General features: G+C 70.8%; 20 protein-coding genes and 2 tRNA genes. 8 read left to right on the forward strand and 14 right to left on the reverse strand.

The genetic code is table 11. The features are described 5' to 3' along the window. The first annotated feature begins 247 nt into the window (after positions 1 to 247). Positions 248 to 466 (forward strand): DNA mismatch repair protein, encoded by a 219-nt coding sequence (locus G3N18_RS08615; RefSeq protein WP_314854005.1) that lies wholly within the window; start codon positions 248 to 250, stop codon positions 464 to 466. Between the two features lie 103 nt (positions 467 to 569). Here the strand turns inward: G3N18_RS08615 and yczR are convergent, their stop codons facing one another. Further along, complete coding sequence (yczR, locus tag G3N18_RS08620; RefSeq protein WP_196383883.1) at positions 570 to 2,051, reverse strand: MocR-like transcription factor YczR; 1,482 nt, start codon at positions 2,049 to 2,051, stop codon at positions 570 to 572. Between the two features lie 61 nt (positions 2,052 to 2,112). Between yczR and yczE the strand changes: the two genes are divergently transcribed. Next, the gene (yczE, locus tag G3N18_RS08625) at positions 2,113 to 2,727 is read left to right on the forward strand and encodes a membrane protein YczE (protein WP_196383884.1); all 615 of its coding nucleotides are present in this window, start codon (positions 2,113 to 2,115) and stop codon (positions 2,725 to 2,727) included. On the opposite strand, the gene G3N18_RS08630 is transcribed toward yczE, so the two are convergent. Further along, on the reverse strand, positions 2,714 to 2,923 hold the full coding sequence (locus G3N18_RS08630) for a methyltransferase (protein WP_196383885.1): 210 nt from the start codon (positions 2,921 to 2,923) through the stop codon (positions 2,714 to 2,716). The genes yczE and G3N18_RS08630 overlap by 14 nt on opposite strands. Before the next feature lie 87 nt (positions 2,924 to 3,010). Then, a tRNA-Arg gene (locus G3N18_RS08635) sits at positions 3,011 to 3,082 on the reverse strand. Positions 3,083 to 3,142: 60 nt separating this feature from the next. On the opposite strand from G3N18_RS08635, the gene orn reads away from it, so the two are divergent. The 5 genes from orn (at position 3,143) to G3N18_RS08660 (ending at position 5,024) form a co-directional block, all read left to right on the forward strand. Continuing rightward, complete coding sequence (orn, locus tag G3N18_RS08640; RefSeq protein ID WP_196383886.1) at positions 3,143 to 3,766, forward strand: oligoribonuclease; 624 nt, start codon at positions 3,143 to 3,145, stop codon at positions 3,764 to 3,766. 34 nt (positions 3,767 to 3,800) lie between these two features. Further along, positions 3,801 to 3,876 (forward strand) — tRNA-His (locus tag G3N18_RS08645). A 25-nt stretch (positions 3,877 to 3,901) separates the two neighbouring features. Continuing rightward, a complete protein-coding gene (locus G3N18_RS08650; protein WP_196383887.1) occupies positions 3,902 to 4,252 on the forward strand; it encodes a metallopeptidase family protein in 351 nt (116 codons plus the stop codon). Beyond that, positions 4,249 to 4,533, forward strand: a complete 285-nt coding sequence (gene clpS / locus G3N18_RS08655; protein ID WP_196383888.1) for an ATP-dependent Clp protease adapter ClpS — start codon at positions 4,249 to 4,251, stop codon at positions 4,531 to 4,533. The genes G3N18_RS08650 and clpS overlap by 4 nt, the downstream gene beginning before the upstream one ends. Next, the gene (locus tag G3N18_RS08660) at positions 4,530 to 5,024 is read left to right on the forward strand and encodes a DUF2017 family protein (RefSeq protein WP_196383889.1); all 495 of its coding nucleotides are present in this window, start codon (positions 4,530 to 4,532) and stop codon (positions 5,022 to 5,024) included. Before clpS ends, G3N18_RS08660 begins: the two co-directional genes overlap by 4 nt. 17 nt (positions 5,025 to 5,041) lie before the next feature. Here the strand turns inward: G3N18_RS08660 and G3N18_RS08665 are convergent, their stop codons facing one another. The 6 genes from G3N18_RS08665 to gatC all read right to left on the reverse strand — a co-directional run bounded on the left by G3N18_RS08665 (position 5,042) and on the right by gatC (position 10,673). After that, on the reverse strand, positions 5,042 to 5,623 hold the full coding sequence (locus tag G3N18_RS08665; RefSeq protein WP_314854010.1) for a nucleoside/nucleotide kinase family protein: 582 nt from the start codon (positions 5,621 to 5,623) through the stop codon (positions 5,042 to 5,044). Continuing rightward, positions 5,604 to 5,930, reverse strand: coding sequence for a hypothetical protein (locus G3N18_RS08670; protein WP_196383891.1), 327 nt, complete (start codon positions 5,928 to 5,930; stop codon positions 5,604 to 5,606). Before G3N18_RS08670 ends, G3N18_RS08665 begins: the two co-directional genes overlap by 20 nt. A gap of 47 nt (positions 5,931 to 5,977) precedes the next feature. Further along, positions 5,978 to 7,234 (reverse strand): DNA polymerase IV, encoded by a 1,257-nt coding sequence (locus G3N18_RS08675; protein WP_196383892.1) that lies wholly within the window; start codon positions 7,232 to 7,234, stop codon positions 5,978 to 5,980. 87 nt (positions 7,235 to 7,321) lie between these two features. Further along, positions 7,322 to 8,851, reverse strand: a complete 1,530-nt coding sequence (gatB, locus tag G3N18_RS08680) for an Asp-tRNA(Asn)/Glu-tRNA(Gln) amidotransferase subunit GatB (protein WP_196383893.1) — start codon at positions 8,849 to 8,851, stop codon at positions 7,322 to 7,324. Then, the gene (gene gatA, locus G3N18_RS08685) at positions 8,851 to 10,377 is read right to left on the reverse strand and encodes an Asp-tRNA(Asn)/Glu-tRNA(Gln) amidotransferase subunit GatA (RefSeq protein ID WP_196383894.1); all 1,527 of its coding nucleotides are present in this window, start codon (positions 10,375 to 10,377) and stop codon (positions 8,851 to 8,853) included. The genes gatB and gatA overlap by 1 nt, the downstream gene beginning before the upstream one ends. Continuing rightward, on the reverse strand, positions 10,374 to 10,673 hold the full coding sequence (gatC, locus tag G3N18_RS08690) for an Asp-tRNA(Asn)/Glu-tRNA(Gln) amidotransferase subunit GatC (RefSeq protein WP_196383895.1): 300 nt from the start codon (positions 10,671 to 10,673) through the stop codon (positions 10,374 to 10,376). The genes gatA and gatC overlap by 4 nt, the downstream gene beginning before the upstream one ends. 66 nt (positions 10,674 to 10,739) lie before the next feature. On the opposite strand from gatC, the gene G3N18_RS08695 reads away from it, so the two are divergent. Further along, positions 10,740 to 12,443 (forward strand): long-chain-fatty-acid--CoA ligase, encoded by a 1,704-nt coding sequence (locus G3N18_RS08695; protein WP_338038420.1) that lies wholly within the window; start codon positions 10,740 to 10,742, stop codon positions 12,441 to 12,443. Between the two features lie 214 nt (positions 12,444 to 12,657). Here G3N18_RS08695 and G3N18_RS08700 read toward each other — a convergent pair whose 3' ends face one another. From G3N18_RS08700 to G3N18_RS08720, 5 genes are all read right to left on the reverse strand, one after another. Further along, positions 12,658 to 14,034: an HNH endonuclease signature motif containing protein gene (locus G3N18_RS08700; protein ID WP_196383897.1), complete on the reverse strand. Its 1,377-nt coding sequence runs from the start codon at positions 14,032 to 14,034 to the stop codon at positions 12,658 to 12,660. Between the two features lie 131 nt (positions 14,035 to 14,165). Then, positions 14,166 to 14,777, reverse strand: coding sequence for a M23 family metallopeptidase (locus G3N18_RS08705; RefSeq protein ID WP_196383898.1), 612 nt, complete (start codon positions 14,775 to 14,777; stop codon positions 14,166 to 14,168). Positions 14,778 to 14,818: 41 nt separating this feature from the next. Further along, positions 14,819 to 17,146, reverse strand: a complete 2,328-nt coding sequence (gene ligA, locus G3N18_RS08710) for an NAD-dependent DNA ligase LigA (protein ID WP_196383899.1) — start codon at positions 17,144 to 17,146, stop codon at positions 14,819 to 14,821. Between the two features lie 83 nt (positions 17,147 to 17,229). Beyond that, positions 17,230 to 18,327, reverse strand: a complete 1,098-nt coding sequence (mnmA, locus tag G3N18_RS08715; RefSeq protein WP_196383900.1) for a tRNA 2-thiouridine(34) synthase MnmA — start codon at positions 18,325 to 18,327, stop codon at positions 17,230 to 17,232. A 9-nt stretch (positions 18,328 to 18,336) separates the two neighbouring features. Continuing rightward, positions 18,337 to 18,809, reverse strand: a 473-nt coding sequence (locus tag G3N18_RS08720; RefSeq protein WP_196383901.1) for an aminotransferase class V-fold PLP-dependent enzyme, incomplete at its 5' end; no start/stop codon positions are given.

An 18,809-nucleotide genomic window follows, 5' to 3' on the forward strand; every position in this document is an offset into this window, starting at 1 on the left:
CTTTCGCGATGCGGGCTGCGGCATCTCCGCAGTCCCCTGCTCCGGCACCCGCGTGCCCATCCGGGTGCCGGAGCACGCCCAGCTTGGCGTCGGCCCGGTGCGGCCCGTGCCCGTTCGCGCCCGAATGTGGACAGCTGACGAGAATGCCGAACTGGGGAGGAGGCGATGAGCGGACGATGTCGGAGGTCGAATCTATGTTCGGGGTGGGAGGCAGCAGATGAATCTCACGACACAGAATGGACCGGCCGTGCGCGTGCGCGGCGTCACCCTGCGCGCCGTGTCGAGCACGCGCTGGCGTGTACTCGATCGCACGGGCCGGGTGATCGGCCACCTGCGGACGGAAGTACAACCCGGCGGCACGCGATTCCACGCCGAGCGCTTCGATCTGGCATCGGCACGGCTGCGAGCGCTCGGCGCATTCTGGAGCGCGGACGAGGCCGTCGAGTGCCTGCGATATCTGCGATGAGAACCCGCGCAGGCGCACGGATGCCTCGGCGCATGGATGCGCAGGCGCACGGATGCCCGGGCGCACGGTTGCCCCGGCGCGCGGGCGCCGCCCGCGACCGTCGTCAGACGAGCGCGCCGAACGGCTCGATGCTCGCGACGGGCGCCGCCGCGCGCACCTCGGGCCAGAGACGGGCGAGAACGCCGACGGCCCGGCGGAGGTCTGCCGCCGGCGCCGTGAACGGGATGCGGAGGTGCCGGTCGTGCGCTCCGTCGACCGCGAACCGCGACCCGGCGGAGAGATACACGCCGCGCGCTCGCGCCGCGAGCACGAGCCCCGAGCTGAGTGGCGCGTCGAGCTCGACCCACATCGCGACTCCGCCCGCCACCTGAGGCACCCGCCAGGCGGGCAGGCTGGCGCCGAGCGCATCGGCGAGGGCATCGCGGCCGTCGCGCAGCACCGTCGATCGCTGGGCGAGCACCTCGGGCATGCGTGCCAGCAGGCGCGTTGCGACGGCCTGCTCGAACTCGGGCGTGCCGAGGTCGCGCGCCGGCCGCGCGGCGACGAGCCGGTCGATGAGCGAGGCGTCGGCTCTGATCCACCCGATGCGCAATCCTCCCCACACCGTCTTGCCGAGCGACCCGACCCGCACCACCGGGGTGTCTGCGAACGACACCGCAGCGGCGGGCGCACCCGGCACCCGCGAGACGTCGGGCGCACCGGGCAGCACGCGCACCTCTGGAAGACCGGGAGCCTCGTCGATGGCGAGTTCGGCGGTGGTTTCGTCGACGACGAGCACGGTGCCGGCCCGCCGCGCCCCCTCGGCGAAGACCTGCTCCTCGGCCGCACTCATCGAGCGACCGGTGGGGTTCTGAAACCTCGGCATGAGGTAGGCGAGGCGCGGCAGGGCACGGGCGAACGCCTGGGCGGCGCGATCGAGGTCCCACCCGGCCTCCGTCGTCACCGGCACCCCCACGAGCCGCGCTCCGGCCGCGCGCAGTGCCTCTGCCGCGTGCGGGTACGTGGGCGTCTCGATCAGTGCGCGGTCTCCGCGCCGCAGCAGCGTCTGGGCCAGCAGGTGGATGGCCGACTGGGCGCCGGTCGTGATCATCACCTCGTCGGCCGTCGTCGGTACCCCGGCGGCCGAGTAGCGCGCGGCGATCGCCTCGCGCAGGCCGAGCGCGCCGCGCGTCTCGTACCCGGCGCGGGCGACGAGCGTCGCGGCATCCGCGGCGGTTTCGCTCATCACCCCGGCGAGCCCCGGCCACGCCGCGGGGCTGGCCTGCTGCAGGTCGATGTCGCCGTCGCGGGTGGCGACACGCCCCGGCTCTCGCCCGGACTGCGGCAGCGTCACACTCCCCGACCCCCGCAGACTCTCGATGTGCCCGGTCTCGCGAAGACTGCGGTAGGCGGTCGCCACGGTCGTGCGGCTCAGCCCGAGGGCGGCGGCGAGCTCGCGCTCGGCCGGCAGGGCGGTGCGCGCGGCGATGCGATTATCGAGGCAGAGCAGCCGGATGCCATCGGCGAGCGCCTCGTACGCGGGTTCGCGCGTGCGCCACCCGCCGAGGGCCGCCGCGAGCGAGCGCGCGGTGATCCGAGAGTCCATGCGGCCACGATAGTACGATTGGACTGGTACACGTGGTCCAATTCTGCGGTGGAATGTCGGCATGACGTCACGCATCGTGCAACTGCTCGTCGGCCTCGTTCTCTACGGCGCCGGCTGCGCGATCATGGTGCGCGCCGGCATCGGCCTCGACCCGTGGACCGTGTTCGCGCAGGGGATCTCGCGCCAGACCGGCGTCGGCATCGGCTGGGTGACGAACATCGTCGGCTTTCTCGTGCTGCTGCTCTGGATTCCGCTGCGCCAGCGCCCGGGCCTCGGAACGGTCGCGAACATCCTCCTCGTCGGTACGAGCATGCAGGCCACGCTCGCCGTGTCTCCGGCGGTCGACGGGTTCGCCCTGCAACTGATCGTCTTCGTCGCGGGCATGGTGCTCGTCGCCGTCGCATCGGGGCTCTACATCGGCGCCGACTTCGGCCCGGGTCCGCGCGACGGGCTCATGACGGGCTTGCACGCGCGGTTCGGCTGGCCGATCTGGGCGGCGCGGCTCGGCGTCGAGGCATCCGTTCTTCTCGCGGGATGGATACTCGGCGGCACCGTCGGCATCGGCACGATCATTTTCGCGCTCGGCATCGGACCGCTCGTGCACCGCACGCTGCCGCTGTTCGACCGCAGGCGCCGCGCGGGCCGCCGCGCCGTCGCCGAGGTCAGTGCTGCGTGAATCGGGGCCAGTCCGCGCCGGGCGGCAGATGGCCGTGCAGCGCGCTCTTGGCGATGTCCATCGTCGGATAGGTGCCGACGCTCGCCTCGGCCCCCGCGATCGTCGCGGTGTAGCCCTCGTCGTCTCGGCGGATGCTGCCGACGACGTTGCCTTCGGGTCCGTAGGCGACCCAGAGAGCGGACGAAACGGTGCTCATGGTGACTCCTCTCGTCACCGCGAACGCTACGCCGCGCCGGCCGCCGCCGCTACCCCTCGCCGGCGTCGCCGACGCGAACAGAACCTGTGCCCCCGGCAGGATTCGAACCTGCGACCGACGGATTAGAAGGCCGTTGCTCTTCCACTGAGCTACGGAGGCGCCCGTCCAGAGTACTGCGCCGACCCCGCCGCGTCGGAACCGCTCGTTAGGATGAACGGCATGGTGAACGCTGCGGAGAACGATCGTCTCGTCTGGATCGACTGCGAGATGACGGGTCTCGACCTCGAGATCGACGAACTCGTCGAGATCGCGATCGTCGTCACCGATTTCGAGCTGAACCCGCTCGACCCGGGCTTCCAGATCGTGATCAAGCCCGACGACTCGGCCCTCGCGCACATGGGCGAGTTCGTGACGGCCATGCACACGACCTCGGGCCTCATCGAAGAGATCCCGCACGGCGTGAGCCTCGCCGAGGCAGAGTTCGAGGCGCTCGAGTACATCCAGCGCTTCGTCCCCGAGGGCAAGGCGCCGCTGGCCGGCAACACGATCGGCACCGACCGGATGTTCCTCGCCAAGTACATGCCCCGCATAGACCGGTGGTTGCACTACCGCAACGTGGATGTCTCGAGCGTGAAAGAGCTGTCTCGGCGCTGGTACCCGCGCGCCTACTTCAACGCGCCCGCGAAAGACGGCGGCCACCGGGCGCTCGCCGACATCCGTGAGTCGATCCGCGAGCTCGCGTACTACCGTCAGGCCGTCTTCGTTCCCGAGCCCGGGCCGACGAGCGACGAGGCGCGCGAGGCTGCGGCCGCCGCCGTGTCGTCGTACGCCTCTGAGGTGTAATACAATCGTCTGGTTGCCTGGAAACGGGCACATGGTGGCTATAGCTCAGTTGGTAGAGCACCGCGTTGTGGTCGCGGGGGTCGCGGGTTCAAGTCCCGTTAGCCACCCCACGGAATCCCCCACCGGGAGGTTCGCATGATCGAGATGGATGCCGATGCATTCGATGCGCTCGTCACCGAAGAGCTCGACCTGCTGCCCGACGAGATGATCGACGGCCTCGACAATGTCGTCTTCGTCGTCGAGGATCGCCCCGAGGACGGCTCGCTCGATCTGCTCGGCCTCTACGACGGCCTCGCGCTCACCGAACGCGACCGGTACGGCGTCGGCGATCTCCCCGACCGCATCATCGTCTACCGCGAGCCGCACCTCGACGTGTGCGACGACCTCGAGGCGCTCCGCCACGAGGTGCACACGACGCTCGTGCACGAGATCGCGCACTTCTACGGCATCGACGACGCGCGGCTGCACGAACTGGGGTGGGCATGACCCTCCCCCTCGAAGATCTTCGGCTCGATGAGAGCATCGCCACGGCGGGCCCGTGGCAGGCGGTCGTGTGGAACGACCCGGTCAACCTGATGAGCTACGTCACGCACGTCTTCCGCACCTATTTCGGCTACTCGCGCGAGCGAGCCGAGCAGCTCATGCTGGCGGTGCACCACGTGGGTCACGCGGTCGTCGCCGAGGGCGCGCGCGAACAGATGGAACTGCACGTGCAGGCGATGCACGACTACGGCCTATGGGCCACGGTACGAGAGGGCGGGTCATGACACGGGTGCTGCTGGAGATGTCGATGCTCGAGGCGGCGCACCTCACCGACCTGGTCGACCAGTTCGCCGATCTCATCGCCGAGACGGTCGACGACGACGCGATCGACGATGAGGCCGTCGCCCGCCTCGTGCCCGATGCCTACCGCGACGACGCCGCGGCGTCCGACGAGTTCCGCCGGCTCACGCAGGGCGACCTGCTCGACCGTAGGCGCGACGATGCGGCGCTCGTGCTCTCGACACTGCGGCGCGACGGTGTGCGGCTGCGCCCGGGCGACGTCGCCGACGCCGACGCGCACTCCGCGTTCGTCGTCGAGCTCGACGACCTCTCGGTTTCGGCGTGGCTGCGCACTCTCACCTCGGTGCGCCTGGTGATGGCGACGCGGCTCGGCATCGTCGACGATGACGACGAGCGGCCCGACGACCCGCGCTTCGGCGTGTACGACTGGCTCGGCTTCCGACTCGAGGGGCTGCTGCAGGCCCTCGAGGACTGACGCGCCCGCCCCCGCGGTCAGGGGACGTCGACCACCAGGGTGGCGAGCGTGCGCGGGTGATCCCGCTCGAGGTGCTGTCGCTCCTGCGCCGCCCACCGATCCCAGTACGGCCGGTAGGTGTCGCCGTCGCGCGCGAGCGCGCGGTCGCGGCGCGTCGCCTCGGGCGAGTCGAGCCACACTCGGACCGCCGCGAGAGGAGCGGATGCCTCGGTCAGCACCCCCGAGCCTTCGATGATCAGCGAGGCATCCGCTCGCGTGAGCATCTCGTCGCCGGGTGCCGAGCGTGCCCAGTCCCACCGGTTCCAGCGCGCGGACTCCCCCGCCGCCCACGGTTCGAGGATCTGCTCGCGCGCGGCGTCGGCACCGGCGGCAAGGCCGTCCCAGCCGGGGTAGACGTCGTCGAGGGCGACGACGTCGACGGGACCGCGCCACCCGTCGCGCAGAAGCGCCGCGAGCGTCGTCTTGCCCGCGCCGGACTGCCCGTCGATCAGTACCGCCACGCGCGCGCCGTCGATCGAGAGCGCGTCCGCCGCGTCGTGCACGCGGCGCGCTGCCTCGGTGATCGCGGCGTCGAAGCGGTCAGTGCTTCTTGAGGGCACGGATGATGCGGCTGAGGGCGCGCCCGGCGACCCACACGAAGGGGATCCCCACGGCGACGAGCGAGATGATGTTCGGCTCGAAGCGCAGATCATCGCCCTTGCGAATGTAGGCGCCGACGGGGATCGCGACCCCGCCACCGCCCCCGCCACTGCCACCGCCCGGCGCGTCTTCGCCGGCGCCGAAGCCCGACCACGTCAGCGCGACGGGGATGAGGCGCACGCCGTCGACGTCTTGCTGTTCGCCGTAGACGCTCGTGACGCCGATCGATGCGGTCTGCTTGCCGAGTTCGAGTGCGAGGTTAGGCATGCCCCCACCGTAGCCGGTGCCGGTCGGCACCGCGACGGCGACAGCGCTCACTCCGGCGGGAGGCGCGGGTTGGTCGGCAGGGCGCCGGTGTCGCGGCGCGGCCCGAGCACGCTCGCACGCGTGACCACTCCGCCACCGAATCGGTCGCGCGCACCGTCGAGGGCGGCGTCGACGCGGCGCCAGTCCTCGTCGTCATCCCACAGGGCGTCCATCGCCGAACCGCCGGGGCGGAGCTTCTCGGCGCGCACGCCGATCAGCCGCACGGGCTGGGTGAGCTCGAGCGCGTCGAACAGTCCGATCGCGACATCGCCGATGCGCTGGCCGACGTCGGTGGGCTCGGCGAGGCTCGACGCGCGTGAGAGCGTCGTGAAGTCGGCGTAGCGCAGCTTCAGCGCGATCGTGCGCGCCTCCCACCCGCCGCTGCGTAGACGCGCCCCGACGCGGTCGGCGAGGCGGCGCAACTCGCTGCGGAGCACGGCCGGGTCGGCGATGTCGTGCAGAAAGGTCTCTTCGTGGCCGATGCTCTTCTCGACGCGCTCGGTCTCGACGTCGCGCGGATCGCTGCCGTGGGCGAGCTGCCAGATGCGCGCTCCGCCCGCCGCCCCGAGCGCCCGTTCGATGACGCGCTCGGGCGTTGCGAGGATGTCGGCGACGAGATGGATGCCTCGCGCCTCGAGCGCCTCGGCGGCCTTCGGCCCCACACCCCAGAGGGCGCGCACGGGGAGTTCGGCGAGGAACGCCTGCGTCTCGGGCCCGCTCACGATCAGCAGCCCGTCGGGTTTCGAGAGAGTCGAGGCGATCTTCGCGACGTGCTTGGTACCGGCGACGCCGACACTGCAGACGAGCCCGGTCTCGGCGCGTACGCGGGCCCGCAGCATGCGCGCGATCTCACCCGGAGAGCCCCACAGCCGCCGCGCGCCGGAGACGTCGAGGAACGCCTCGTCGATCGAGAGAGGTTCGACGAGCGGGGTGACGTCGTGGAAGATCGCCATCACCTGGCGCGACAGCGCGGAGTAGCGCTCGAAGTGCGGCGGCACGACGATCGCGTGCGGGCAGAGGCGGAGCGCCTGCGCCACGTTCATCGCCGAGCGCACGCCGAAGCGCCGCGCCTCGTAACTGGCACTCGAGACGACGCCGCGCCCCTCCATGCCGCCGACGATCACCGCCTTGCCGGCGAGCGACGGGTTGTCGAGCACCTCGACCGACGCGTAGAACGCATCCATGTCGACGTGCAGAATGCGGGTGCCGGTGTCGTCGGCGTCGTCGGGCGACACCCGCCGCCCCGATCCGTCGCCTCTTCCCACGCATCCATTGTCGTCGATGCCACCGACACCCGCGCCGGCGACGGGGCGGGTGCCGGCGAACCGACGGGAAGGACCGACGGTGAAGGGCTACTGCGCGGCGCGCTCCAGCACGAGTTCGCGCACGCGCGCGGCATCCGCCTGCCCGCGCATCGCCTTCATGACCGCACCGATGACCGCGCCGGCGGCCTGCACCTTGCCGTCGCGGATCTTCGCGAGCACATCGGGCTGCGCGGCGAGCGCCTCGTCGATCGCGGCGATGAGCGCCCCGTCGTCAGAGACCACGGCGAGCCCGCGGGCGTCGACGACCTCTTGCGGGGTGCCCTCCCCCGCGATGACGCCTTCGAGCACCTGGCGGGCGAGCTTGTCGGTGAGCGTTCCCGCATCGACGAGCTGCTGAAGCGCCGCGACGGATGCCGGTGACACGAGCGAGGCCGCATCGACGCCCTCGGCGTTCGCGACGCGCGAGATCTCGCTCATCCACCATTTGCGCGCGGCGGCGGGCGCGGCGCCGGCGGCGACCGTCGCTTCGACCTCGTTCAGAAGCCCCGCGTTGACGACGCCTTGGAAGTCGATGTCGGCGAAGCCCCAGCTCTCTTTGAGACGGCGGCGGCGCACGGCGGGCGGCTCGGGAAGCGCGGCGCGCAGGCTCTGGATGAGCTCCACCGACGGCGCGACGGGCAACAGGTCGGGCTCAGGGAAGTAGCGGTAGTCGTCGGCATCCGACTTGGGACGACCGGGCGAGGTGCGCCCGGTGTCTTCGTGCCAGTGCCGGGTCTCTTGCGTGATCGTGCCGCCGGCGGCGAGGATCGCGGCCTGCCGCTGGATCTCGTAGCGCACGGCGCGCTCGACCGAACGCATCGAGTTGACGTTCTTCGTCTCGGTGCGCGTGCCGAGCGGCGCAGCGGGTTCGCCGGCCGCCGCACGCGGGCGGATCGACACGTTCGCGTCGCAGCGGAGGTTGCCGCGCTCCATGCGCGCCTCCGAGATGCCGAGGCCGATGACGATGTCGCGGATCGCCCGCACGTACGCGGCGGCGAGCTCGGGCGCGCGGCGCTCGGCGCCGTAGATCGGCTTCGTGACGATTTCGACGAGCGGAACGCCGGCACGGTTGTAGTCGACGAGCGAATACTCCGCGCCCTGGATGCGACCGGTCGCACCACCCATGTGGGTGAGCTTGCCGGCATCCTCTTCCATGTGCGCGCGTTCGATCGGGATCTCGAACCGGGTGCCGTCTTCGAGCTCGACCTCGACCTGGCCCTCGAACGCGATCGGCTCGTCGTACTGGCTGATCTGGTAGTTCTTGCCCAGGTCGGGGTAGAAGTAGTTCTTGCGCGCGAACCGGCTCGACGGCGCGATCTCGCAGCCGAGCGCGAGACCCAGCGAGATCGAGTAGCGCACCGCCTGCTCGTTGACGACGGGCAGCGACCCGGGAAGACCCATGTCGACGGGGGCGACCAGCGTGTTGGGCGCAGCTCCGTGGTTGCGCTCGTGGGCGGGGTTGGCCGCCGCCGAGAACATCTTGGTCTCGGTGTTCAGCTCGACGTGCACCTCGAAGCCGAGCACCGGCTCGTAGCGCTCGAGCGCCTCGTCGAAGTCCATCAGTGCGTCCTTGACCATCAGAGGTTCCCTCCCAGCCGGGGCGCGCGATCGAGCAGCGGTCCGCCCCAGTCATCCACGAGCAGCGCCTCGAGCGCGGCACCGACGCGGTACAGACGTGCATCCTGCCGCGCGGGGGCGACGAACTGGATGCCGACGGGCAGGCCGTCTTCTTCGGCGAGGCCCGACGGGATCGAGATGCCCGGCACACCGGCGAGGTTCACCGGGATGGTGGTGACGTCGTTGAGGTACATCTGGATCGGGTCGTCGACCTTCTCGCCAAGACGGAACGCCGTCGTCGGCGCCGACGGGGTCGCGATGACGTCGACCTGCGCGAACGCGTCGTCGAAGTCGCGCTGGATGAGCGTACGCACCTTCTGTGCGCTGCCGTAGTAGGCGTCGTAGTAGCCCGCCGACAGCGCGTAGGTGCCGAGGATGATGCGTCGCTTGACCTCGTCGCCGAAGCCGACTTCGCGCGAGCGCGCCATCACGTCTTCGACGGTGCCGCCGGGCACGTCGACACGCAGGCCGAAGCGCACCGAGTCGAACTTGGCGAGGTTGCTGGATGCCTCGGCCGGCAGGATCAGGTAGTACGCCGCCACGCCGTATTCGAAGTGCGGGGCGCTGATCTCGACGATCTCGGCGCCGTGCGCCTCGAGCAGGGCGAGCGATGCGCGGAACGACGCCGCGACGCCGGGCTGGAAGCCGGTGTCGGGCAGTTCCCGGATAACGCCGACCTTGAGGCCCTTCAGCACGTCACCGGTCGCGCCCTCGCGCGCCGCGGCGGCGAACGACGGCCAGGCATCCTCGAGCGATGTCGCATCGTTGGGGTCGTGCCCGCCGATCACATCGTGCAGCAGCGCCGAGTCGAGCACGGTGCGCGAGACCGGGCCCACCTGGTCGAGCGAGGAGGCGAGCGCGATCGCGCCGTAGCGGCTCACGGCGCCGTAGGTCGGCTTCATGCCGACGGTGCCGGTGACGTGGGCGGGCTGACGGATCGATCCGCCGGTGTCAGAACCGAGGGCGAGCGGCGCCTCGAAGGCCGCGACGGCCGCGGCCGAACCGCCGCCCGACCCGCCCGGGATGCGGTCGAGGTCCCACGGGTTGTGGGTGGGGCCGTACGCCGAGTACTCGGTGGAGGAGCCCATCGCGAACTCGTCCATGTTGGTCTTGCCGAGCGGCACGAGGCCCGCGGCGCGCGAGCGCGCGACGACGGTCGCGTCGTAGGGCGAGATGAAACCCTCGAGGATCTTCGACCCGCTCGTGGAGGGCATGTCGGTCGTGACGAGCACGTCTTTGATCGCGAGCGGAACGCCGGCGAGGGCGCCCAGCTGCTCCCCCGCGGCGCGGCGGCGGTCGATGTCGGCAGCGACGTCGAGCGCGTGGTCGCTCACGTGCAGGAAGGCGTGCACGTCGCCGTCGACGGCGGCGATGCGGTCGAGGTGCGCCCGGGTGGCCTCGACGCTCGAGACCTCGCCGGCGGCGAGGCGCGCGGCCAGGTCGGCGGCGGTCAGACGGGTCAGGTCGCCGGTGGTGGATTCGCTCACTGTTCTTCTCCGAGGATCGCGGTGACCTTGAAACGGTCTTCCGTGGCATCCGGCGCGTTCTGCAGCACCTGCTCCACGGTCAGCATCTGACCGACGACGTCGGAGCGGAAGACGTTCTCGAGCGGGATCGGGTGGCTCGTCGCGGGGACGTCGGGGGTGGCGACCTCCGACACCTTGGCGACGTTGTCGACGATCACGGAGAGCTGACCGGTCAGGCGCTCCACCTCTTCGTCGCTCAGTGCGATCCGGGCCAGCACGCCGAGATGGCGCACGAGATCAGGGGTGATTTCAGACACCCGTCGATTCTAGTCGGCACGCTCCGGCCCGCCCTGCCGAGACGAGGCGCCGTTAGGCTGGCGGGCGTGACCACGTACGACCCGCCACGCCCCTGGATCCGCAGCTACGCCGCTGGGGTTCCCGCCGACCTCGCCCCCGTGACCGGGAACCTGCTCGACATCGTCGAAGCCTCGGCGAGGGATTATCCCGATGCCCCCGCGCTGCAGTTCTTCGGCCGTACGACGTCGTACCGCGAGCTGTCGGATGCCATCGCGCACGCCGCGGCGGCGCTGAAAGCGCTCGGGGTCGGCAAGGGCGACACGGTGGCGATCGTGCTGCCGAACTGCCCGCAGCACATCGTCGCGTTCTATGCGATTCTGCGGCTCGGCGCGATCGCCATCGAGCACAACCCGCTCTACACGCCGCGGGAGCTGCGCAAGCAGTTCGAAGACCACGGCGCGAAGACGGCGATCGTGTGGAGCAAGGTCGTGCGGACGGTCCAGGACTTCCCGGCCGACCTCGCCGTGCCGAACCTCATCAGCGTCGATGTGACGAAGGCGATGCCCGTGTCGCTGCGGTTCGCCCTGCACCTTCCGATCGCGAAGGCGCGTCAGTCGCGCGCCGATCTGACGACGCGCACGACCGACGCGATCGCGTGGGAGAAGCTGCTGCAGGTGCCGCCGCTGCCGGCGTCGTACCCGAAGCCGCAGACCGACGACATCGCCATCATCCAGTACACGAGCGGCACGACCGGGACGCCCAAGGGCGCCGTCCTGACGCACCGGAACCTGCTCGCCAACGCACGGCAGGCGCAGGCCTGGACGCCGTCGATCGCGCGCGGCAACGGCTGCGTCGTGTACGCCGTGCTGCCGATGTTCCACGCGTACGGGTTGACGCTCTGTCTCACGTTCGCGATGTCGATCGGGGCGCGGCTCGTGCTCTTCCCCCGCTTCGAGCCGGCGATGGTGCTCGAGGTGACGAAGAAGCATCCGGCGACATTCCTGCCGCTCGTGCCGCCGATCGCGGACCGTCTGCTGAAGGCCGCGCAGGCCGAGGGCGTGTCGCTCGCGGGCACCGAGATCGCGATCTCGGGCGCGATGCCGCTGCCGCACGAGCTGGTGGTGCCGTTCGAGGCGGCGACGGGCGGCTATCTCGTCGAGGGGTACGGCCTCTCGGAGTGCTCGCCCGTGCTCATGGCGAACCCGGTCGCCGACAACCGCAAGCCGGGGACGGTGGGACTGCCGCTGCCGGGGACCGAATGCCGCGTGGTCGACCCGGACGAGCCTACGCGCGACGTGCCTGCGGGCGAGCGCGGTGAACTGGTGGTGCGGGGGCCGCAGGTGTTCCAGGGGTATTACGGCAAGCCCGAGGAGACCGAGGCGGCGTTCGCCGATGGGTGGTTCCGCACTGGTGACATCGTGCAGATCGACGACGACGGTTTCGTCCGCATCGTCGACCGCATCAAGGAGCTCATCATCACCGGCGGCTTCAATGTGGCGCCGACCGAGGTGGAGAACGCGCTGCGCCAGCATCCGCACGTGGTCGACGCGGCGGTCGTGGGGCTGCCGAGCGATCGGTCGGGTGAAGAGGTCGTCGCCGCGGTGGTGCTCGACGGGTCGGGCGAAGGGGATGCCTCGGAGATCCGCGAGTTCGTCCGCAGCATCCTCACGCCGTACAAGGTGCCGCGCCGCATCTTCATTGTCGATGAGCTGCCGAAGTCGCTCATCGGCAAGGTGATGCGTCGCCAGGTGCGCGACTCGCTGTTGCAGCTCACGCAGCCGGAGGGCTGAGTGAACGGGCGGCCGGCGGTCGTCTTCTGGGACTTCGACGGCGCGCTCGCCCATCGTCCGGGTCTGTTCGGCGCGCGGCGGCCAATCTCCGCTCGGGGCGCGCGGCGTGCGCTGGCACGGCACTCTGAATAACGTGCCCGTCGATGGCCGCGAAACGACCCGCACCCGGTCCCGCTGCCGTCTAGCCGCAGGCTTTGTCCGACCAGCCCACGGGCTAGAACGGTGGTGGTTCGTCGACCGCGGAGGTGCTGATGGATGCCGGGGTGAACGCGACGGGTGGTGCGGGGGCGTCTTCGCGGTATATCCGTCCGGTGGGTGAGGTCCATTCGAGGACCCCGTCGGGGAGTTGTCTCACCTTCCAGCGGGTGAACTGTTTCATCGAATGATGCCGCTGACACAGGTGTGCCAGGTTCCACAGCGCGGTGGGTCCACCCTTGGCGGCGTCGATGGTGTGGTCGATCTCGCACCGGATCGCCGCACGCCGGCATCCGGGGAACCGGCAATGCTGATCCCGCGCCCGCAGGAACCGGCGTTGCGGCCACGGCGTCCGATACCGGTCCACCGCGAGCACCGTCCCCTCCACCGGGTCGGTCAGCACCCGAGCCCACGAATGCGTGTTCCCCGCGAGGCAACGGGCGGTCTCCGCATCGATCGGGGAACGGCCGACGAGGTCCGCGGGACCGTCATCGACACCCAGAAGAGTGAGAGCGGGGACGATGACCTGCACCTGCGCACGAATCGCACCCAGCGACCCTTGACCGTCACCGGTGGCAGTGGGATCGAGTGCCGGCGCCCCGGCAAGCAGCAGATCGCTGAACACGTCGGCGCGGACCTGATCGATCCCCCGCCGATCCGGCTCGGAGTCACCCGCGCTGGCCGCGCCACCCGCGCCACGTGCGCCGAACGCGCTGCCCGCGTTCCCGGGCTCGCGCGCATCGACGATGATCTGCGCCTGCTGGGTGAGCCGGTCGATGATCCCATCGGCGATCACCGTCGGCAGGGTTGCGATCAGATCCGACATGCCCGCCGCCCCGGGCACGACCCGCACCCGCCGCTCCGCCGCCGCATCCCGGTGCCGGTCGGTGAACGACCGCTCCGCGAACCTCTCGGCGAGGATCTCGATCTCCGAACGCACCCGATTCGGCGTATCCCGCTCACACCGTGCAATAGCGGCAGCCTCGAACTCCGCCCGCCGCTCCGGCGACGCGTCGACCAGCACCGACCCGGCATCCGTGATCACCCGGACATGTCCGCGCATGATCCGACCGGTCTCCCAGGCGACGAGGGTCGCCGGGTAATGCTCGACCAGGTCGCGGGCCTCGTCGATCCGGGACTGCACGGTCCGATCCGTCACCCGCAACACCCCGCCGAGCTCGGCCGCCACCGACCGCAACGCCATGTCGTGCGCCCGCACCACCGCCGGAGACCCCGCCGCCTGCCGTGCCGCGAGTTGCCCCGCACGGGCCAGCGCCCGCACCTCGGCGACCTGCGCCGCCGTCAGCAACACCACCGCCCCCTCGACCTCACCCACGATCGACACCAAAGCGGCGACGTCTGCGTCGCTGCCCATCGACCCCGAATACTCGTCCATATCTTCGAGTGTATGGAGGGGGTCAGACATTGCAGTCACCCCTCGGGCGGCATAGCGTCTCTGTCCCCCGACCACCCTGTGCCCGTCGGGCCGAGCGCGCCGGACCGACGACACTCCCAACCCCCGCCGAGCTAAAGATCGACGATCTGCCGGTTGGCCGGCAACGACCCGGCGAAGGTGATCGGCACGGCCTCGGCTCTATCGAAGTCGGCGCTGTCTCCCGCTTGGATGTGGACGTGGGGCTCGGTGCTGTTCCCCGAGTTCCCGCACCGGCCTATCGGATCGCCGACTGTCATCGTCTGCCCCGCACGCACCTGCACGCTGTTCTGCTGCAGGTGGCACAGCGCGACGAATGTCCCGCGACTCTCGATCAGCACGTGGTTGCCCGCGAGCGCCCGCCAACCGGCGGTCGCCCGGCGCCCCTGCGTCGCCGCGTAGCCGAGCGACCGAAGCCCACGGTAGGCCGCATGGTCGCTCTCGCTTCCGTACGCCACCACGACGACTCCGTCGACGGGCGCAAGGATGTCCCGACCGAACCCCGGGAACCGCTCCGGCGGCTCTGTCCCGATCAGCGCGCTCCGCGTGACGGGCGCCGTACGACCGTTCGCCGCGACCGGAACGAAATCGATGGCATACGCCGACGCGAACAGCTCCGTGCCATGACTCGGAACGCGATCCGCCGGACTGTTCTGCACGAGCCATCTCCCGGTGAACGGGTAGGCGAGGTCGAACGGATCGTCCATGACTCCCTCCCCACCCGAAAACCGCTCGCCGCCAGCCCGCCCTAGCCCGCGTCGGGGTCGAGCGCGTCGAGCGCGGCGGGGCCCTGCTCGACGAGGATCTTGAACTGCGCCGCGTCGATGATGCGGATGCCGAGTTCTTCGGCCTTGCCGAGCTTGGAGCCTGCTCCGGGGCCGGCCGCGACGAAATCGGTCTTCTTCGAGACGCTCGACGCAGCCTTGCCGCCGGCGGCGATGATCGCCTCTTGCGCCCCCTCGCGGGTGTAGCCGTCGAGCGAGCCGGTCGCGACGACGGTGACACCCTCGAGCACGCCCCCCGCAGCGACGGCCGCGCCCGGCCCGGGATGACCGGGGATCTCGAGTCGCGCACCGGCGGCCTGCCAGCGCTCCACGATCTCTTGATGCCAGTCGACCTCGAACCACTCGAGCAGCGAGTCGGCGATGATCGCACCGACGCCTTCGACCGCTGCGAGTTCGTCGCGCGATGCGGCCCGCATCGCCGCGAGCGACCCGAACCACTGCGCGAGAGCGCGCGCCGCGACCGGCCCGACGTGACGGATGCTGAGGGCGACCAAGAAGCGCCACAGGTCTTTCGTCTTCGCTTTCTCGAGCTCGGCGAGAAGCGTCACCGCCTGCGCGGACGGTTGGGGGCCCGTCAGCCCGTCCTTCTTCTCGGCAGCGCTCGGGTTGCGCCGGAACGGCGCGCGCCGCACCGGTTCACCGGTCTTCTCGTCGATCTTCTCTTCGCCGGTCTCGCCGTCGCGGACGATCACCTCGATCGGCACGAGTTCGTCGAGCGTGAGCTCGAACAGCCCCGCCTCGGTCACGAGCGGCGGCTTCTCGGGAACAGAGGGCTGCGTCAGTGCGGCGGCGGTCACCTCGCCGAGGGCTTCGATGTCGAGCGCGCCGCGCGAGCCGATGTGCTCGACACGCCCGCGCACCTGGGCGGGGCACGAGCGCGTGTTCGGGCACCGCAGATCGATGTCACCCTCTTTCGACGGGGCGAGCACGGCGCCGCACGACGGGCAATGCGTCGGCATGACGAACGCCCGCTCGCTGCCGTCGCGCAGTTCGACGACGGGCCCGAGCACCTCAGGGATCACGTCGCCGGCCTTCCGCAGCACGACGGTGTCGCCGATGAGCACGCCTTTCGCCTTCACGACCTCTTGATTGTGCAGCGTCGCCTGGCGCACGACCGACCCCGCCACGAGCGCCGGTTCCATCACGGCGAAGGGCGTCGCCCGACCCGTACGCCCCACCGACACGACGATGTCGAGCAGCTTCGTGTTCACCTGTTCGGGCGGGTATTTGTAGGCGATCGCCCAGCGCGGCGCGCGACTGGTCGCGCCCAACTCGTCGTGCAGCGCGAGCTCGTCGACCTTGACGACCACGCCGTCGATCTCGTGCTCGACGTCGTGACGGTGCTCGCCGTAGTGCGCGACGTAGTCGAGCACACCGTCGACGTCGTTCGAGGTGCGAAAGTACGGACTCGTCGGCAGGCCCCACGACGCGAGCAGGCCGTACACCTCGCTCTGCGAGTCGACCGGCGGGTCGGGCCACGCACCGATGCCGTGCACGTACAGCCGCAGCGAGTCGAGGCGCGCACGCCCGGCCTCGAGCTCCATCCCCGACTTCTTGTCGAGCTGCTGGCGCAGCCCGCCGCTCGCGGCGTTCCGGGGGTTCGCGAACGCGGGAAAGCGCCGCGCCGCGCTGCGCTGCGCACGCTCTTCATCGACGCCACGGCCGCGCATCTCAGCGACCACGCGCTCCCGCATCGCCGCCTGCAGCGCATTCAGCTCATCGAATGCCGCGACCGGAATGTACACCTCTCCCCGCACTTCGACGAGGTCTGGATGCCCCGTGCCCGCGAGCCTCGTGGGGATGCCCGCGACCTGCACCGCGTTCACCGTCACGTCTTCGCCGACCCGCCCGTCGCCGCGCGTCGCGGCGGAGACGAGCGCTCCGCGCTCGTAGCGCAGGTTGATCGCGAGGCCGTCGATCTTGAGCTCGAGCAGCCACCGCACGGCACGCCCCGCCGAGCCCTGCGTCTTCACGCACCACTCGGCGAGCTCTTCGGGGCTGAAGACGTTGTCGAGGCTCAGCATGCGTTCAGCGTGCTCGACGGGCGCGAACATCGACGACTCGGCGGCGCCGACACTGAGCGTCGGCGAGTCTTGCCCCTGCACCTCGGGAAAAGCCGCCTCGACGGCCTCGAGTCGCCGCATCCACCCGTCGTACGTGGCGTCGTCGACGATCTCGGCGTCACGGCCGTAATAAGCGTCGCGCGCCCCGACGATGAGCTCCGTCAGCCGCTCCGATTCGGTGCGCGCCTCGTCGAGTGTCGCCGGAAGGTCGTCGTGGGTTTCCGTCACCCGGCAAGTGTAAGACGCACCCCCGACACGGCCGGCTCAGCCCGGCGCGCAGCCGCAGTTCGGCCCCGCAGCAGAGCACCGCCTCACGCGGGAACCGGCACCGCCGACACCGTACGGTCGATCGTGAACTGGCCGATCACGCGCGTGCCGTCGTACAGCACCGCCGTCTGGCCGGGCGCGACCCCGTCGAACGGCGCCTCGGGGGTCACCGTGACCTCGGTATCCGTCAGCACCGCGCGTGCGGGCACCGGGTCGGCGTGCGCGCGGATCTGCACGTGGCATGCGAAGTCGCCGGATGCCGGGGCGCGCCCGGCCCAGCTGAACCGGCCGCCGGCGATCTCGGCGGTCGCGAGCGCCTCGCGCGGGCCGACGACGACGGTGTTCGACACGGGGCGCACCTCGAGCACGAAGCGAGGCTTGCCGTCGGCGGCGGGCACGCCGAGCGAGAGCCCGCGGCGCTGGCCGACCGTGTAGGCGTGCGCACCCTCGTGGCTGCCGACGACGGAGCCGGTGCGGTCGACGATGTCGCCCTGGGCGGTGCCGACCTTGTCGGCGAGCCAGCCGCGCGTGTCACCGTCGGGGATGAAGCAGATGTCGTGGCTGTCGGGCTTCTGCGCCACGGTCAGACCGCGCGCGGCGGCTTCGGCGCGCACGATCGCCTTCGACGGCGTCTGCCCGAGCGGAAAGTACGTGTGCGCGAGCTGTTCGGCCGTCAGCACGCCGAGCACGTACGACTGGTCCTTCGCCTCGTCGCTCGCGCGGTGCAGCTCACGACCCTCCGGCCCGTCGACGAGCGTCGCGTAGTGACCGGTGCAGACGGCGTCGAAGCCCAGTTCGAGCGCACGCTCGAGGAGCGCGGCGAACTTGATCTTCTCGTTGCAGCGCATGCAGGGGTTCGGGGTCCGTCCGGCCTTGTACTCCGCGACGAAGTCGTCGATCACGTCGTCGCGAAAGCGCTCCGAGAAGTCCCACACGTAGAACGGGATGCCGAGCAGATCGGCCGCGCGCCGGGCATCCATCGCGTCTTCGATCGTGCAGCAGCCGCGGCTTCCGGTGCGAAGCGTACCGCCCGCGCGCGAGAGCGCGAGGTGCACGCCGACGACGTCGTGGCCGGCCTCGACGGCCCGTGCCGCGGCGACCGCCGAGTCGACGCCACCGCTCATCGCCGCCAGAATCCGCATGCGTCCAGTCTACGAGCGGTCGGCTGTGCGGGATCCGGATGCCCGGGCGTACGCCTCGGGAAGCGCCGCGAGCACCGCGTCGACGTCGGCATCGGTCGAGGTGACGCCGAGGGTCATGCGCAGCACCGAGCGCGCGGCGCGCTCGTCGCGACCGAGCGCGAGCACGACGTGCGAGGGCTCAGCGACGCCCGCTTGGCAGGCCGAGCCGATCGACACCGAGATGCCCGCCTGGTCGAGCAGGAAGAGCATCGACTCCCCCGCCGCCCCCGGAAAGAGCACGTGCACGTTGCCGGGAACCCGACCGACCGGGTCGCCGAGGAGCTCCGCCGCGGGAATCGCGGCACGGATGCCAGCGATCAGCCGGTCGGCGAGGGCGCGCAGTCGCGCACCTTCGGAGGCGAGCTCGTCGGATGCCTCGGCGAGCGCGGCGGCGAGCGCCACGGCGCCGGCGACGTCGGGCGTCCCCGAGCGGAGCCCGCGCT

Source organism: Microbacterium paulum (assembly GCF_015707995.1).
Lineage (GTDB): Bacteria > Actinomycetota > Actinomycetes > Actinomycetales > Microbacteriaceae > Microbacterium > Microbacterium paulum.